The 15,597-nt window shown below is 62.3% G+C and carries 13 protein-coding genes; 10 read left to right on the forward strand and 3 right to left on the reverse strand.

The window, feature by feature from the left end:
- Nucleotides 1-314: 314 nt before the first annotated feature.
- From BLW36_RS13110 to BLW36_RS13150, 9 genes are all read left to right on the forward strand, one after another.
- Nucleotides 315-1,994: a thiamine pyrophosphate-binding protein gene (locus BLW36_RS13110; protein WP_091389341.1), complete on the forward strand. Its 1,680-nt coding sequence runs from the start codon at nucleotides 315-317 to the stop codon at nucleotides 1,992-1,994.
- 12 nt (nucleotides 1,995-2,006) lie between these two features.
- Nucleotides 2,007-2,795: an SDR family oxidoreductase gene (locus BLW36_RS13115; protein WP_170833212.1), complete on the forward strand. Its 789-nt coding sequence runs from the start codon at nucleotides 2,007-2,009 to the stop codon at nucleotides 2,793-2,795.
- Nucleotides 2,795-4,252, forward strand: coding sequence for an aldehyde dehydrogenase (locus tag BLW36_RS13120; RefSeq protein ID WP_091389347.1), 1,458 nt, complete (start codon nucleotides 2,795-2,797; stop codon nucleotides 4,250-4,252). The genes BLW36_RS13115 and BLW36_RS13120 overlap by 1 nt, the downstream gene beginning before the upstream one ends.
- A 210-nt stretch (nucleotides 4,253-4,462) precedes the next feature.
- Nucleotides 4,463-4,879: a RidA family protein gene (locus BLW36_RS13125; protein WP_091389350.1), complete on the forward strand. Its 417-nt coding sequence runs from the start codon at nucleotides 4,463-4,465 to the stop codon at nucleotides 4,877-4,879.
- Nucleotides 4,880-4,892: 13 nt separating this feature from the next.
- A complete protein-coding gene (locus tag BLW36_RS13130; RefSeq protein ID WP_091389353.1) occupies nucleotides 4,893-5,441 on the forward strand; it encodes a 3-hydroxyanthranilate 3,4-dioxygenase in 549 nt (182 codons plus the stop codon).
- A complete protein-coding gene (locus BLW36_RS13135; RefSeq protein WP_211567204.1) occupies nucleotides 5,435-6,454 on the forward strand; it encodes an amidohydrolase family protein in 1,020 nt (339 codons plus the stop codon). The genes BLW36_RS13130 and BLW36_RS13135 overlap by 7 nt, the downstream gene beginning before the upstream one ends.
- Before the next feature lie 17 nt (nucleotides 6,455-6,471).
- Nucleotides 6,472-7,293, forward strand: a complete 822-nt coding sequence (locus BLW36_RS13140) for a cyclase family protein (protein ID WP_091389356.1) — start codon at nucleotides 6,472-6,474, stop codon at nucleotides 7,291-7,293.
- A gap of 22 nt (nucleotides 7,294-7,315) precedes the next feature.
- A complete protein-coding gene (gene kynU, locus BLW36_RS13145) occupies nucleotides 7,316-8,596 on the forward strand; it encodes a kynureninase (protein WP_091389360.1) in 1,281 nt (426 codons plus the stop codon).
- A gap of 31 nt (nucleotides 8,597-8,627) precedes the next feature.
- Nucleotides 8,628-10,004, forward strand: a complete 1,377-nt coding sequence (locus tag BLW36_RS13150; protein WP_170833213.1) for an FAD-dependent oxidoreductase — start codon at nucleotides 8,628-8,630, stop codon at nucleotides 10,002-10,004.
- 9 nt (nucleotides 10,005-10,013) lie between these two features.
- Here the strand turns inward: BLW36_RS13150 and BLW36_RS13155 are convergent, their stop codons facing one another.
- The 3 genes from BLW36_RS13155 to BLW36_RS13165 form a co-directional block, all read right to left on the reverse strand.
- The gene (locus BLW36_RS13155; protein ID WP_091389368.1) at nucleotides 10,014-10,340 is read right to left on the reverse strand and encodes a YqcC family protein; all 327 of its coding nucleotides are present in this window, start codon (nucleotides 10,338-10,340) and stop codon (nucleotides 10,014-10,016) included.
- Between the two features lie 10 nt (nucleotides 10,341-10,350).
- Nucleotides 10,351-12,510, reverse strand: a complete 2,160-nt coding sequence (gene dinG, locus BLW36_RS13160; protein ID WP_091389370.1) for an ATP-dependent DNA helicase DinG — start codon at nucleotides 12,508-12,510, stop codon at nucleotides 10,351-10,353.
- A gap of 67 nt (nucleotides 12,511-12,577) precedes the next feature.
- Complete coding sequence (locus BLW36_RS13165) at nucleotides 12,578-13,747, reverse strand: 1-acyl-sn-glycerol-3-phosphate acyltransferase (RefSeq protein WP_091389373.1); 1,170 nt, start codon at nucleotides 13,745-13,747, stop codon at nucleotides 12,578-12,580.
- Nucleotides 13,748-14,107: 360 nt separating this feature from the next.
- Between BLW36_RS13165 and nhaC the strand changes: the two genes are divergently transcribed.
- Entirely contained in the window at nucleotides 14,108-15,589 is a 1,482-nt protein-coding gene (nhaC, locus tag BLW36_RS13170; protein ID WP_091389376.1) for a Na+/H+ antiporter NhaC, read from the forward strand.
- The last annotated feature ends 8 nt before the right edge of the window (nucleotides 15,590-15,597 follow it).

A 15,597-nucleotide genomic window follows, 5' to 3' on the forward strand; every position in this document is an offset into this window, starting at 1 on the left:
AGCAAAAGGCGGATATTAGCGCATTCGCCCGGCCACTGAACAGCGATGGACCGGGATATGCCCGCTTTGGGTACACTGGAGTTTGCACCTGCCCGGCCGTTGTCGGCGGAAAGTATAGCCAGACCGGCTAGGATACGGCGCTGCCAGAAGCAGTGAATCCTTACTTACTGGAAGATGGCCCTCGAGTAAAAGACTTCCTGCAGCCGTGCCACTCTCCCCCGTCGACATCGCCACAATCCCCTCGCTTTGTATCCAACTTCATGGCGGGGTATAGTCGGGAGATATGGCTTTGTAGTCACAATAAGAATAAGACAATGACCGAGACAGTAAATCTGCGCACGTCCAGCGGCGGCCAGATTCTCGTACAGTGCCTGCAGGTCGAGGGTGTTGAGCGCGCCTTCTGTGTGCCGGGCGAAAGTTATCTGGCAGTGCTCGACGCCTTCGTGGACGCACCGGAAATTCAGGTGATTACCTGCCGGCAGGAAGGCGGCGCGGCGATGATGGCGGCTGCCGATGGCAAGCTCAGCGGCAACCCCGGGGCCTGTTTCGTTACCCGGGGTCCGGGTGCCACCAATGCCAGCGCCGGGGTACACCTGGCGCGCCAGGCATCGATTCCGATGGTGCTTTTTATCGGCCAGGTCGCCCGCGATACCCGCGACCGGGAAGCATTCCAGGAAATCGACTACCGACAGATGTTCGGCGGCATCGCCAAGTGGGTGGCTGAGGTCGATAGCGCACAGCGCATGGCGGAATATGTGCAACGCGCCTTCGCCGTCGCCCGCGCCGGCAGGCCCGGCCCGGTGGTGCTGGCGCTTCCCGAGGACATGTTGCGCGAGACAGCGACTCCACCCGTTCTCGGCACCCCGCCAGCCCCCGCCAGCCCTTCCCCCAATCAAGCCGACATCGATCATTTCAACCGCCTGCTGACACAGAGCCGCAAGCCACTGGTCCTGTGCGGCGAGGCGAACTGGTCCGATAGCCGCGAACAGCTGCACGCCTGGTGCGAGAGCCACCAGCTACCGGTGGCGGCCGCGTTCCGCTGCCAGGATAACTTCGATAACGACAACCCCCTGTACATCGGCGATGTCGGTCTGGGCATCAACCCGGCGTTGCGCCGGCGCATCGAGTCAGCGGATCTGGTGATATGCCTGGGCGGCCGCTTCAGCGAAATCGTCACGCAGAACTACGGCATCCTGCAGCCGGGCGGTCAGCAGAAAATCATTTATGTACACCCGAGCGCCGAGGAGTTGGCCGCGGCGCCAGCTGTAGAACTGGCCATTAATGCGGGCATGGAGCGCCTGCTCAGTGTGCTACTCGACGAATCTCCGCCGGAAGCCACAGCCGCGCGAAGCAGCTGGGTGGAAAGCGCACGCGCGGACTACGAGCAGTGGAACAGCCCGCAGCCGATCCCCGGCCCCCTGCAGTACGGCGAGATAGTGACCTGGCTGCGAGAGCAGTTGGAGGATGACGCCATCATCTGCAACGGCGCCGGCAACTACGCGATCTGGGTACATCGCTTTTTTCGCTACCGCCGTGCGAACACACAGCTGGCGCCGATCAGCGGCTCCATGGGCTACGGCCTGCCGGCCGCCATCGCGGCCAAGTTGCGCTTTCCGCAGCGGCAGGTGATCTGCTTCGCCGGCGACGGCTGCCTGCAAATGACCCTGCAGGAAATGGCCACCGCCTGCCAGTACGGCGCCAATATCCTGCTGATCGTGGTCAACAACGGCAGTCTCGGCACCATCCGCATGCACCAGGAGCGCAACTATCCCGGCCGCACTTCCGCCACCGACCTGTATAACCCGGACTTCGTCGCCCTGGCGCGGGCCTACGGTTTTCACGCGGAAGCCGTCGCGGAGACACAGCAATTCGCATCCGCCTATGCGGCCGCCACGGCCGCAAACAAACCGGCACTGCTGGAACTGCAACTGCCACTGGAAGCACTGACACCCAACCTGAAACTCTCGGAACTCTCGAAACTCTCAAACCTATAGCGGGGATTGATGATGGATTTGAATTTGCTCGGCAAGCGCGCGCTGGTTTGCGGCTCCAGCCAGGGAATCGGCAAAGCCTGTGCGCAGCAGCTGGCCGCCCTGGGGGCATCGGTGGTGCTGTTCTCTCGCAACCGGGAAAAACTCGAAGCGGTTAGGGAAACCCTGGACACATCCGCCGGACAGACACACGCCGTACTGGTGGCAGACTTCGCCGAACCGGCCCAGGTCAAGGCGGCCGTGGAACAGCAACTGGCAACAGCGGGTCCCTGCGAAATCCTGGTCAACAATACCGGCGGCCCGCTGCCGGGCCCGGCTCATACTGCGGATCCGCAGGCCTTCATCGACGCCTTCAACCTGCACCTGATATCCAACCAGACCCTGGTGCAGGCCCTGTTGCCGGGAATGCAGAGCGCCGGCTACGGCCGAGTGATCAATATTATTTCCACCTCGGTCAAGCAGCCACTGAACGGCCTCGGCGTATCCAACACCGTGCGCGGAGCCGTGGCGAGCTGGGCCAAGACCCTCGCCAATGAGCTCGGCCAGTTCAACATTACCGTCAACAATGTACTGCCGGGTGCGACCGCCACCGTGCGGCTGGACGCCATCATCGACAACAAGGCGAATAAGCAGGGCAAGAGCCGAAAGGAGGTGGAGGAGACGGAGAAGGCCAGCATCCCGATGGGCCGCTTCGGCGAGGCGGCAGAAATCGCCAACGCGGTGGCCTTCCTCGCCTCGCCGGCAGCCTCCTACATCAACGGCGTAAACCTGCCGGTGGACGGCGGCCGGACCGGGTGTCTGTGATGGCCGCGCTCGACAGCTGCATCCGCAACTATATCAATGGCGAGATGGTGCAGCCGCCGGCGGATGCCCGGCTGCTGGACAATATCGAGCCGGCAACCGGCCAGGTCTACGGAAAACTGGTCGACTCCACTGACGGCGACCTGGAAGCGGCAGTCGCCGCCGCAGAAGCCGCCCAGCCAAATTGGCGTGCACTCGATCTCGAAGAACGCGCCCGCCACCTCGAGCGTATCGCTGCATTGATCGAGAAGAATCTCGACAGCCTGGCGGAAGCGGAATCGCGAGACAATGGCAAGCCCGTCGCATTGGCGCGCAGTGTCGACATCCCCCGCGCCGCGGCCAATTTCCGCTTTTTCGCCCGCGCCATCACCCAGTTCGCTTCCGAATCCCACGCGATGGGCGAACGCGCGATCAACTACACACTGCGCGCACCGCTCGGCATTGTCGGCTGTATTTCCCCCTGGAACCTGCCGCTGTACCTGTTCACCTGGAAGATAGCCCCCGCGCTGGCAGCGGGAAACTGCGTGATCGCCAAACCATCGGAAGTCACTCCTAAAACCGCCGCGCTACTGGCGGAGATCTGTCGCGACGCCGGACTGCCCGCCGGCGTACTGAATATCCTGCATGGGCGCGGCAGCGGCATCGGCAGTGCGCTGGTGGCACACCCGAAAATCAAGGCGATCTCTTTTACCGGCGGCACCGCCACCGGTGCCCAGATCGCGGCCGCAGCCGCGCCCCGCTTCAAGAAGCTGTCACTGGAGCTCGGCGGCAAGAATCCCACGCTGGTATTTGCCGATTGCGACTGGGAAAAGGCGCTGGACGGCGTGCTGCGCGCCGCGTTTAGCAACCAGGGACAGATCTGCCTGTGTGGCTCGCGCATCTATGTGGAAGCATCGATCTATACCGACTTCCAGGCGGCACTGCTTGGACGGGTGCGCCAACTTCGCGTTGGCGACCCACTCACCGAGGTCGACCAGGGCGCGCTGGTCTCCGCCGCGCATATGGACAAGGTGTTGAAAGCGATCGCACTGGCACAAGAGGAAGGCGGGCAGATTCTATGTGGCGGCGAACGGCTGCAAATGGATGGCCGCTGTCGCGACGGATATTTTGTCGCACCGACGCTGATCGAGGGACTGCCAATCGACTGCGAAACCAATCAGCAGGAAATTTTCGGCCCCGTCGCCACCATCCAGCCGTTCGCCGATGAAGAGGAAGCGCTGCGGCTCGCCAACGGCACCGGCTATGGCCTGGCCACGTCAATCTGGTCGCAGAACCTGAGCCGCTGCCACCGGCTCGCCGGGCAACTGGATTTCGGTATCGTGTGGATCAACTGCTGGATGCAGCGGGATCTGCGCACGCCATTTGGCGGCATGAAGGATTCCGGGGTCGGCCGCGAGGGCGGCTGGGAGGCGCTGCGTTTCTTTACCGAGGCGAAAAATGTCTGTGTTGATTATGGCTGATGGCAATGGTACCGAGCAGCGCGCCAACAAACATTGGTGGGGCAACGCCATGGCGAACGTCCTGGCACGGAGCGAGCCCTGATGCCGGTAAGCGCACGGGAAATATTTACCGATCAGGTTTTTTCTCGGGCGCTCACCGGCAGCAGGGCCGATAAAAACTCCCGGCCCGATATTTATGCATGACGTTGAATGCAAACTGTAGGAAAGACAATGAGCGACGTTCTTAATTCCAGCAAGGCTCCAGAACCGGTAGGGCTCTATCCGCATGCACGCCGGGTCGGCAACCTGCTGTTCCTTTCCGGTGTCGGCCCGCGTGTGCGCGGCAGCAAGGAGATACCCGGCGTGACGCTGAATGCGCAGGGGGAAATCGTCAACTACGACATCGCCACCCAGTGCCGCTCGGTATTCGACAATGTCCGTAACATTCTCGAGGAGTGCGGCTCCAGTTGGGAGCAACTAGTGGATGTCACCGTGTTCCTGACCAATATGAAAGGGGACTTCCCCACCTACAACCGAATTTATGCCGAGTATTTCTGCAGTAACCAACCGGCGCGAACCACCGTCGAAGTGCTGTCGCTGCCGACACCGATCGCCATCGAACTGAAATGTATCGCAACCATTGACTAGGTAAGGCCATCCCATGACCAACATCATGCCGCCGATCAATTTCCACAAGTGGATCGAGGAACACCGCGAACTGCTGAAACCGCCAGTGTGCAACAAACTGGTCTTCGAGGAACAGGGTTTCTTTGTCATGGTGGTGGGCGGCCCCAATACGCGCAAGGACTACCACGTAGACGAGGGGCCGGAACTCTTCTATCAGGTGGAAGGCGATATGCTGCTGAAGACCATCCAGCAGGGCAAGGTCGTGGACATTCCGATTCGCGAAGGCGAGATGTTCCTGCTGCCACCTAGAGTCCCGCACTCGCCGCAGCGTTTCGAAAACACCGTCGGCCTGGTGGTCGAGCGACGGCGCACCGAGGACGAGTTGGACGGACTGCAGTGGTATTGCGACCAGTGCAACCACTTGCTGTACGAAGAGTTTTTCAAATTGCGCAATATTGAAAAAGATTTCCCGCCGGTGTTCGACCGTTTCTTCGGTTCTGAGGATAACCGCTGCTGCGACGCGTGCGGCCACGTCATGCCATTACCCGGCGAAACGTCTCACAGCAAGAGTGAAACATGCTGACCATCGATATCCACACGCACATACTCCCGAAAACCTGGCCCGACCTGAAGGAGCGTTACGGCTACGGTGGTTTTATTCACTTGGATCACCACAAATGCGGCTGTGCGCGCATGATGCGGGAAGAGCATTTCTTCCGCGAGGTGGAGAGCAACTGCTGGGACCCGCAGGTGCGCCTGCAGGAATGCGACGGCCACGGCGTACATGTACAGGTACTGTCCACAGTGCCGGTGATGTTCAGCTACTGGGCCAAAGCCGAGCACACGCTGGACCTGTCGCAACTGCTGAACGACCACATCGCCGGGGTAGTGGCGGAGCAGCCGCAGCGATTCGTCGGTCTCGGTACCCTGCCGATGCAGGCCCCGGAACTGGCGGTACGCGAGCTGGAGCGCTGTGTCAAAGAACTCGGGCTCGCCGGTGTACAGATAGGCTCCCACGTCAACGGCTGGAATCTGTGCGATGAAAACCTGCAGCCGGTATGGGCCGCAGCGGAATCCCTCGGCGCCGCCATTTTTGTCCACCCCTGGGAAATGATGGGCAGCGAACAGATGCCCAAATACTGGCTGCCGTGGCTGGTGGGTATGCCGGCGGAAACCTCGCGTGCCATCTGCTCGATGATCTTCGGCGGCGTACTGCAGCGGTTTCCGAAATTGCGCGTCGCCTTTGCCCATGGCGGTGGCGCCTTCCCCGGCACCATCGGCCGCATAGAACACGGCTTCGAAGTGCGGCCGGATCTCTGCGCGGTCGACAACGGCCACAGCCCGAGGAGCTACCTCGACAAGATCTATTTCGACTCGCTGGTACACGACCCGCAGATGCTGAACTACCTGATCGAGCTGGCGGGAGCGAACCGCATAGCACTGGGCAGCGACTATCCCTTCCCGCTCGGCGAGCTGGAACCGGGCAAGCTGATCAAATCCATGGCAGTGGACAATGAGGTAAAGGCGCGCCTGCTGCACGGCACCGCACTGGAGTGGTTGGGACTGGAGCGGAGTCAATTCCTGCAATCAATGTGACCGGCGGAGGTCGCCAGATGGAACTTACCCTGACGTTGAATGGCTGTACCTATCGAACAGAGACCGAAAAAGCACTGAGCATCGCAATACCGCTGAATTTCGACGGTGCGCAGCCCAATCATTTCGGCGCTCCGATTGCCCACGCCGAGACCCTCGAAGCGGACGGGTTTGTCGGCGACACCCGCCGCGGCGGCAGCTGCAATGTCGCCCGCCTGACACTGGTGCCGCACTGCAACGGCACCCACACCGAATCCGTCAGCCATATCGTCGACGAACTGGTGCCCGTCGGCGAGTTGCTCTCGCCCGTACTGCTTCCCTGTATCGTCGTCAGTGTCAAAGCGGAGACACTCGGCAGTTGCAATGAATCCTACACCCCCAACCCCGAGGCCGGCGACCTGGTGGTGAGCGGCAGAAGGCTCGCCGAGGCACTCAGCCAGCAACCGGTGGCGAATCACTGTCCGGCCATTGTCATCCGCACGCTGCCCAATGACGAGGAAAAATGCCACCGCGCCTACACCGAGGGACAGCCGCCGGTCTTTTTCTCCAGCGAGGCGATCGAGCTGTTACTGACCTTCGAACACCTGCTGGTGGACTTTCCCAGCCTCGACAAGATGTATGACGAAGGCGCACTGGATAACCATCACCGCTTCTGGCAGATCCCCGCCGGCAGCCACAAGCTCGGCGCCGATGCGAGAACCCAATGCACGGTCACGGAAATGGTCTACCTGCCGGATACGCTGGCAGACGGCCTCTACCTGCTTAACCTGCAGGTACCCGCTTTTCGCACCGATGCCGCGCCCAGCCGCCCGGTGCTGATGCCGCTGGAAGAAATCGAATAACCAATAAGAAGAGACACGCTGTATGCATTTTGAGGCAGGTATCGAATTCGCACAGGCTCTGGATCACGAAGATCCACTGTCGCGGTTTCGGGAAGAATTCAGTATTCCCGCCCAGCCCGACGGCAGCCAGGAAATTTACCTGTGTGGCAACTCCCTCGGGCTGCAGCCCAGGCGCGCACGGGACTATGTCAACCAGGAACTGGACAAGTGGGCAACGCTCGGGGTCAAGGGTCACTTCGACTGCGAATTTCCGTGGATGCCGTATCACGAATTTCTCGCCGAATCGTCGGCGAACCTGGTCGGCGCGCATAGCGATGAAGTGGTGATGATGAACTCGCTGACCGTCAACCTGCACCTGATGATGGTGAGTTTCTACCGGCCGTCGGCAACACGTTACAAGATTGTGATCGAAGACCACGCGTTTCCGTCCGATCACTACGCGGTGGAAAGCCAGCTGCGCCATCACGGTATCGACCCCGAGGATGGACTGCTGCTGTTGAAGCCCCGTGAAGGCGAAGAACTGTTACGCCTCGAGGACATCACTGCCCTGATCGAGGAACAGGGAGACTCCATTGCGTTATTGCTGCTGCCCGGGGTCCAGTACTACACGGGTCAGGTACTACCCATGGCGGAGCTGACGGAGTTGGCCCATCAACACGGCATCAGTGTCGGCTTCGACCTGGCCCACGCGGTGGGAAATATCCCACTGCAGTTGCACACGTGGAATGTGGATTTCGCCTGCTGGTGCAGTTACAAATACCTCAATTCCGGTCCCGGTTCCGTGGCCGGCTGCTTTGTACACCGCCGCCACGCGCAGAACACGCAACTGCCGCGCTTTGCCGGCTGGTGGGGGCACGACAAGCAGAGCCGCTTCCGCATGGAAAACCGTTTCCAGCCGATCCCGACCGCAGAGGGCTGGCAGCTGTCCAATCCGCCGATACTCTCGCTGGCCGCGATTCGCGCGTCGCTGGATGTTTTCAGCGAGGCCGGCGGTATGGGACCGCTGCGCAGCAAGTCAGAAAAGCTAACCGCCTATCTGCAGTTCCTGCTGAAGAGCGAAGTGGGCGAATATATATCCATCATCACACCCGAGGACCTTGAACAGCGCGGCTGCCAACTGTCCCTGAGCTGTAACGCAAGGCACCTGAGTGGTCGCCAGCTGTTCCAGCGACTGGAGGAGCACGGCGTGACCTGCGACTGGCGCGAACCCAACGTGATCCGGGTCGCTCCGGTGCCGCTGTACAACCGCTTCGCAGACGTCTATCGCTTCGTGGAGATTCTGAAGGCGGCTTGCGAAGAATAGCCGAGCAAAATAACTAGAAAAGGCTTTAGTGATGCAGGAAAAAATCGTCATCGCCGGCGGCGGCCTGGTCGGCGCCATGGCCGCCGGTTTTCTCGCCCGCCGCGGCTACCGGGTGGAGGTTTACGAGCGCCGCCCGGATCTGCGCGCACATGATATTTCCGCCGGGCGTTCCATCAACCTGGCACTTGCCAATCGCGGTATCTACGCGCTGGAAAGACTCGGCCTGATGGAGCGGGTATCACAACTGCTGATCCCGATGCGCGGCCGCATGGTGCACGACGTGGACGGCAGCTGTAACTTGCAGCCCTACGGACAGAGACCCGAGGAAGTGATTTATTCGGTTTCGCGCGGGGCCTTGAACGGCCTGCTACTGGATGCCGCCGAAGCCGCCGGCAACGTGGATATTTTCTTTGAGCGCGAACTGCTGGATATCGACTTCGACGAGAAGCGGGCGCGCTTTCGCGACCACGCGGGGGATGCGGAGCAGCACGTGCCCTTCGATCGCTTTATCGGCGCGGATGGCGCCGGTTCGCGGGCCCGGGCCTTACTGCTCGACGAGGTGCGGAGTAAACAACCGGACCGCGACTGCAGCGAGCGGATAGAACCGCTGCACCACCGGTACAAGGAACTGGAGATTCCGGCCGGCCCAGGTGGCAGCTTCCGGCTGGAAAAGGAAGCACTGCATATCTGGCCGCGCGGCGGCTTTATGCTGATCGCGCTGCCGAACCTGGATGGCAGTTTCACCGTGACGCTGTTTCTGCCGGAAAAATCCAACGGCGGACAGCCCGGCTTTGACGCACTGCAGACCGAGGCCCAGGTGGAAAGCTTCTTCCGGCAATATTTTCCCGACGCCGCTGCACTGATGCCGTCGCTGCTGCAGGATTTCTTCCACAACCCCTGCGGCCACCTCGGCACGGTGCGCTGCGCGCCCTGGCACTGGCGGGACTCGGCGATGCTGATCGGCGACGCGGCCCACGCGATAGTGCCGTTTCACGGCCAGGGGATGAATTGCGGGTTTGAGGACTGTGTGGAGCTGGACGAGTGTATCGAGCGGGCGCCCGGCAACTGGTGGGACGTTTTCCGGCACTACAGCGAAGCGCGCCGGCCCAATGCCGACGCCATCGCCGATATGGCGCTGGAAAACTACGTCGAGATGCGCGATTCGGTGCGCGACCCGAAGTTCCTGCTGAAAAAGTCCATCGGCTTCGAGCTGGAGATGCGCTTTCCCGGCCATTTCACGCCGCGCTACGGCATGGTCATGTTTCACCGGCTGCCCTACGCCGAGGCGCAGCGCAAGGGCGAGATCAATCGCAGGATACTGGCCGAGCTGGCAGAGGGTATCGACTCTGTTGAGGAAATCGACTGGGACAGGGCGCGACAGCTGGTAGAACAGCTGTTGCCCCGATAGTTGCAGGCCCTAGCCGCGCTGCAGGCGCTCGTCGATCTCCGCCAGCAGCTGGATCAGCCCGCCGGCGGTGTAGTCGCCGCCACGGAAATATTCCTCCGCAACCGGCGCGATACCGCACTGGTCGGGCAGCGGACGCACGCCGTCGATCAACTCGATCATGCGCGGCAGAAATACAAACTGCAGCCACTGCGGCAGGGTGAGCGTATCCACACAGAAGGGTTCCGTACTGGCCAGTGCCTCCGCGGGCGGCGCCTGCTCCTGCCACAGCTGCAGGCGACGCAGCTCGGCCTCGAGCTTCAGCAACAGGGTGGCGACATCGTCGTAAATCGGGTTCATAGCTTTCACTTTAATCGATTCTGCGGCTAAACGGCGGCAGCGAGTCGAGAATTGCCCGCCCGTAGCGGCGTGTCACAACGCGCCGATCCAGCAGCGTGATGGTGCCGGTATCGCCCTCGGCGCGCAGCAGGCGCCCGCAGGCCTGCACCAGTTTCAGCGCGGCGTCCGGCACCGTGATCTGCATAAAGGGGTTGCCGCCCTTGGCCTCGATCCACTCCGCCAGCGCCGCTTCGATCGGATCGTCCGGCACCGCAAACGGCAGCTTGGCAATGACCACGTGACGGCAGTAGTCCCCGGGCAGGTCGAGCCCCTCGGCGAAACTGGCGAGGCCGAACAGCACACTGCTGCCGCCACCGTCGACTGTCTCGCGGTGAATTTCCAGCAGCTGCTGACGGGATTTCTGTCCCTGCATCAGAATGCGATTGCGCCAGGTGCCCGGCAGCGCCTCGTAGACGGTTTCCATCTGCCGGCGCGAGGAGAACAGCACCAGTGCACCGCCGCTATCCTTCAGTAAGTCTGGCAGAGCGTCTATCACCGCATCAGTGTGTTCGTCGGCCTTGCCGGCATCCACCGCACAGGCGGGTACCTGCAGGGTGGCGCGGGAGAAATCGAACGGACTGGGCACCACCTGGTAACTGGCGTTGTCCGGCGTGCCGGCGCGCATTTTCAGGCGATCGAATTTCCCCAGCGCGGTCAGGGTCGCGGAGGTCAGCACCGCGCCGTAGCAGCGACGCCACAGGCTGAAGTCCAGCGTCTTGCCGGCCAGGATCGGCGAGCTGCAGACCTCGAAATCGGTCGAGCCGCCCCAGTCGACCAGGGTGACCCAGCGCGCCTGCGGCAGGGCGCCGTCCGCATCGGCGCGGGAATAGTTGGCCCACAGCTGCAGGTTGGCCTCGGCGCGGCCGTACCAGCTGCCCAGCTGCGGGTACCAGCGCTCCAGATCCACTGCCGGCACCGGCGAATGCGGATCCTCCAGCAGCCGCTGGGCGGCCTGCAGCATCTTGTTCAGCAGGGATTCCAGCTCGTCGAAATCCTCGCGCAGCTTTTCCGCCAGCAGCATGATCGGCTCCGGTACCACGCCGCCCTCGAAGCGGTGGCGTGCGCTGCCGGGGCGATTGGAAGCAGCATTGCCGCGTTCGTCCTCGAACTCGCAGTGCTCCTCGATCAGCGGCCACATCTGCTCGAGGCCCTGCTTGGCGGAGGTCAGTAGCGCCGGCAGCTGCTCGCCGCAGCGATCCAGTTCCGCACCGTCACCGATTTCGCCGAGCATCTGGCCGAGATTCTTGTTCGCCTGGTCCAGCCAGCCGGTCGAGGCGCCGACGCGGCTGTGGTGGGAGAAATGATTCAGGGCCTTGTCGGGCAGGTGGTGCGCCTCGTCGAGCACATAGATGCTCTCCTCCGGCGGCGGCAGGATGGCGCCGCCACCGAGGGCCAGATCCGCCAGCAGCAGGTCGTGATTGGCGACAATCACCTGGGTCTTGCCGAGGCTTTCGCGGGCGCGGAAAAAACTACAGTTGGTGACGTGGGGGCAGCGGCGGCCGCTGCACTGGCGGTGGTCGGTGGTGACACGGCTCCAGTCCTCCACCTCGATGGTTTCCGGCCAGTTGTCGCGGTCGCCGTCCCAGCCGCCGGTGGCCAGCTTGTCTGCCATGTCGCGGTACAGCTTGGCGCTCTCCTCGCCCACCTGCGGCAATTCATCCTCGTAGAGGCCGAGGGATATACCGGTGCCGGTGGCGGAGAAGCTGGACAACAGCTGATCGAGCTTGGACAGGCACAGGTAGCGGCCGCGGCCCTTGGCCAGCGAGAAATCGAATTCCAGGCCGCTGTGGCGCGCCACTTCGGGCAGGTCCTTGTGGATGATCTGCTCCTGCAGCGCTACCGTGGCGGTGGATATCACCAGCGTCTTGTCCTGGGCCTGCGCCAGGGGAATGGCGGCGAGCAGGTAGGCCACCGTCTTGCCGGTGCCGGTACCGGCCTCGACCACGCAGATGTGTTCGCCATTGCATTTGGCGCTGTCGCGCTCGCCGCTGCCGTCCTGCACGATGGCGCCCAGTGTGCGCGCGATCGCGGCCACCATCAATTTCTGCCCGTAGCGGGCCTTGAGGTCGCGCCCGGCGAGAAACTGGCTGTAGGCGGTCTGGATGGCTTTCTTGTGTTGGTCGTTCAGCACTATGGGTGGTCAGCATTCGGTGGTGGCGGTAGGGATGGCGCATTATCCACTAACCAGCCACCGCCCGTCACTCATAGGCGAGCCGGGATACCACCGGGTTCGCATAGCCCTGGATGGCGATATCGCGCCAGCGCTCGTTGATGCGCGCCATGCGCTCCTCGAACTTCTGTCGCGTCTGTTCATGTTCCGCCGGGTTCCACGGCTTGGGCGGGTAGCCTACCGGCAGATCCGGCACATCACCGTAGATCATTTCGTAGGCGATCAGGTTGGTCGGATGCAGCACGTAGCTGCCGATGATCTGCCGGTCTATCTCCTCGGCGAGGGCATTCACACTGTGGTAATCCCCCTCGATCGGCGTGCCGAACGCGGCGTGCACATGCCCTTTCTGGCCGATGACCCCTTTGGCGATGGCCCCCAGATCCTCGTGCGCGGCCTTGCGATACTCCTCCTTGTGCGCCTCGATATAGAGCTGCTTGGCCTTCTGCTCGTCACAGGGATCCCATTCGTAGGAGATAGCGAGCGGCACTATGTGCAGTTTGCGCCAGAAGTCGGCAAACGGTGTTTCCTTGTCCTTGGTCATCGCGAACATCGCCGCCAGCGCCGGGTTGGTACGGTCCAGGCCATCTTTGGCGCGCCCGGAGCGCTGCGCGATCCACACGTGCTCGTTTTCGTTGACGATCGAGTGGTAGATGTAATTCGACAGCTGCGTGGCGGATTGCAGCTTCTCGCGTCGGCTGCCGGCCTTGCGCTTCACGGTGAAGCACTTGTTCAGCTTCATGATGTCGGTGGCGAATTGCTTGGTGAGCAGGTTGTCACCGATGGCGATGCGCGAAGTCTCGTGCCCCTCCTTGAACATGGACACAATCGCGAGCGCCGGATCCATGGCGATATCGCGGTGATTGCTGACAAACAGGCAGGCCCGATCCCTCGGCAGGGTATCGAGGCCGGAAATGGTGAACTCGGACGTGGTGCGGGAGATGACCCGGTCCATGTACCTCTCCACCACTTCCTGCACGCCACGCACGTCGCGGGCGTTGCGGAATTCGAAGCGCAGGAACATGCGCACCAGCCAGGCCAGAGGACGCTCCAGCTTGGCGAGCTTGGGTACCAGGAAATGTGCGGCCGCGCGCGACATCTCCGGATCGGTGATCAGCCGATCCAGTACTTCGCGCACTTCATCGTCGCGATAGGGGCGAATATCCTCGAACTGAGCGGGATCCAACTCACTTGCTCTCATGAAATCACTACCTGCCGGTCCGCCGGAAGGCGGTATTGGCTCATTCTTATTGTGGACAAGGTCTCAAGCCCGGGTAGCGTGCCGCTGGCCACGACGCGATATCCGGGCCGCCCGGATTGCGGGCCGGCGCAGAACATACCGGAAGCGCCGCCGAACTGCCAGCGCTGCGCCCGACCGGCCAGTTGACCGATCAGACGACGGCCGCTGGCTGACTCACCGCCAGTCCCGCTCCGCTGGTCGCGCGAAGTGGACTTCACCGCCCGCAGCCGGGAGAATAGGTCGCTTCAATCCGTCGCCGACGGCTACAACAACGATAATGAACACGGCCCCCGAGGCCTTGCAGTAAACAGGGAGTTCACCTTGACTCATACCAGTTCCTCTCACCCCGGATCTAAAAGCGAGCCACGCGCGCCCAGCCTGCTGGACGCCCTGATCCCCCTGGGGATATTGATCGCCCTTCTGTCCCTGTCGGTGTATTTCTACGGCGCCGACTCCTCTTACGGCCCGAACCAGATTGCCCTGCTGCTGTGTGCCGGCGTGGTCGCCCTGATGGGCATGAAGAACGGCCACAGCTGGAATGATATGGAAGGAGGCATGCTGCACGGCATCGGCCTGGTGTTCGGTGCCATCCTGATTCTGCTAGCGGTGGGCGCGCTGATCGGCAGCTGGATCCTGGCGGGAACCGTACCGTCCATGATCTATTACGGCGTACAGATACTGTCGCCGCAGTGGTTCTACGCCGCCAGCTGCATCATCTGCGCCATCGTCGGCCTCAGTATCGGCTCCAGCTGGACCACCGCCGGTACCCTCGGTGTGGCGCTGATGGGTATCGCTGGCGCGCTGGGCCTGGACCCGGCGATCACGGCTGGCGCGGTCATTTCCGGCGCCTATTTCGGCGACAAGATGTCGCCGCTGTCCGACACCACCAATGTGGCCGCGGCGGTGACCTCCAACGACCTGTTCCTGCATATCCGTCATATGGTGTGGACAACCCTGCCGGCATTTTTCATTGCGCTGGTGGTATTTTCCGTGATCGGGCTCACCGCCGAAACCGGCGCCGCCTCGGCAACGGATATCGAGGAGCTGCTGTCGGCGCTGCAGGGCGAGTTCAATATCTCCCTCGTAAGCATGGTGCCGCTGGCGCTGCTGCTGTTCATGGCCTGGCGCAAGATTCCCGCCTACCCGACCCTGATCATCGGCGCCCTGGTGGGCTGCGTCATCGGGCTGGTTTTCGAGCCGGAGACCGCCCGGCGCCTGGGTGGCGGCGACGGTACAATGGCCGCCCTCAAGGGCGCCTGGTACAGCCTGTTCGACGGCTATAAGTCCACCAGTCCCAACGAAAACGTGGCCGAACTCCTCTCCAAGGGCGGCATGAGCAGCATGCTCAACACCGTGTGGCTGATCATCTCGGCCATGGCCTTCGGCGGCGCCATGGAGCGCGCCGGCTTCCTGCAGGTCATCGTCGACTGGACCCTGTCCAAGGTGAAAACCGTCGGTGGCCTGGTGACCTCCACCGTACTGACCTGCTTCGGCATGAATGCCGCCGCCGGCGACCAGTACATGGCGATCATCATCCCCGGGCGCATGTTCCGCGAAGCCTTCGCCGACAAGGGCCTGCACGGCCTGAACCTGTCGCGCACACTGGAGGATTCCGGCACCATCACCTCGGTACTGATTCCGTGGAATACCTGTGGTGCCTACATGAGTGCCACGCTGGGCATCGCGACCTTCAGCTATGCACCCTACGCGCTGTTCAACCTGGTCTGCCCGCTGTTGGCCATCACCTACGGCTGGTTCCACTTCAAGCAGATGCCGCTGTCGGCGGCCGCAACCGCGCGCTGATGCGGGAG

The organism is Microbulbifer marinus (assembly GCF_900107725.1).
Lineage (GTDB): Bacteria > Pseudomonadota > Gammaproteobacteria > Pseudomonadales > Cellvibrionaceae > Microbulbifer > Microbulbifer marinus.

Bases quoted from the DNA above. Each gene is read 5' to 3' on its own strand.
- BLW36_RS13155 (WP_091389368.1), bottom strand. From the start codon at position 10,340: ATGAACCCGATTTACGACGATGTCGCCACCCTGTTGCTGAAGCTCGAG.
- BLW36_RS13135 (WP_211567204.1), top strand. From the start codon at position 5,435: ATGCTGACCATCGATATCCACACGCACATACTCCCGAAAACCTGGCCC.
- BLW36_RS13165 (WP_091389373.1), bottom strand. From the start codon at position 13,747: ATGAGAGCAAGTGAGTTGGATCCCGCTCAGTTCGAGGATATTCGCCCC.
- BLW36_RS13110 (WP_091389341.1), top strand. From the start codon at position 315: ATGACCGAGACAGTAAATCTGCGCACGTCCAGCGGCGGCCAGATTCTC.
- BLW36_RS13150 (WP_170833213.1), top strand. From the start codon at position 8,628: ATGCAGGAAAAAATCGTCATCGCCGGCGGCGGCCTGGTCGGCGCCATG.
- BLW36_RS13120 (WP_091389347.1), top strand. From the start codon at position 2,795: ATGGCCGCGCTCGACAGCTGCATCCGCAACTATATCAATGGCGAGATG.
- BLW36_RS13140 (WP_091389356.1), top strand. From the start codon at position 6,472: ATGGAACTTACCCTGACGTTGAATGGCTGTACCTATCGAACAGAGACC.
- BLW36_RS13115 (WP_170833212.1), top strand. From the start codon at position 2,007: ATGGATTTGAATTTGCTCGGCAAGCGCGCGCTGGTTTGCGGCTCCAGC.
- BLW36_RS13130 (WP_091389353.1), top strand. From the start codon at position 4,893: ATGACCAACATCATGCCGCCGATCAATTTCCACAAGTGGATCGAGGAA.
- BLW36_RS13125 (WP_091389350.1), top strand. From the start codon at position 4,463: ATGAGCGACGTTCTTAATTCCAGCAAGGCTCCAGAACCGGTAGGGCTC.
- kynU (WP_091389360.1), top strand. From the start codon at position 7,316: ATGCATTTTGAGGCAGGTATCGAATTCGCACAGGCTCTGGATCACGAA.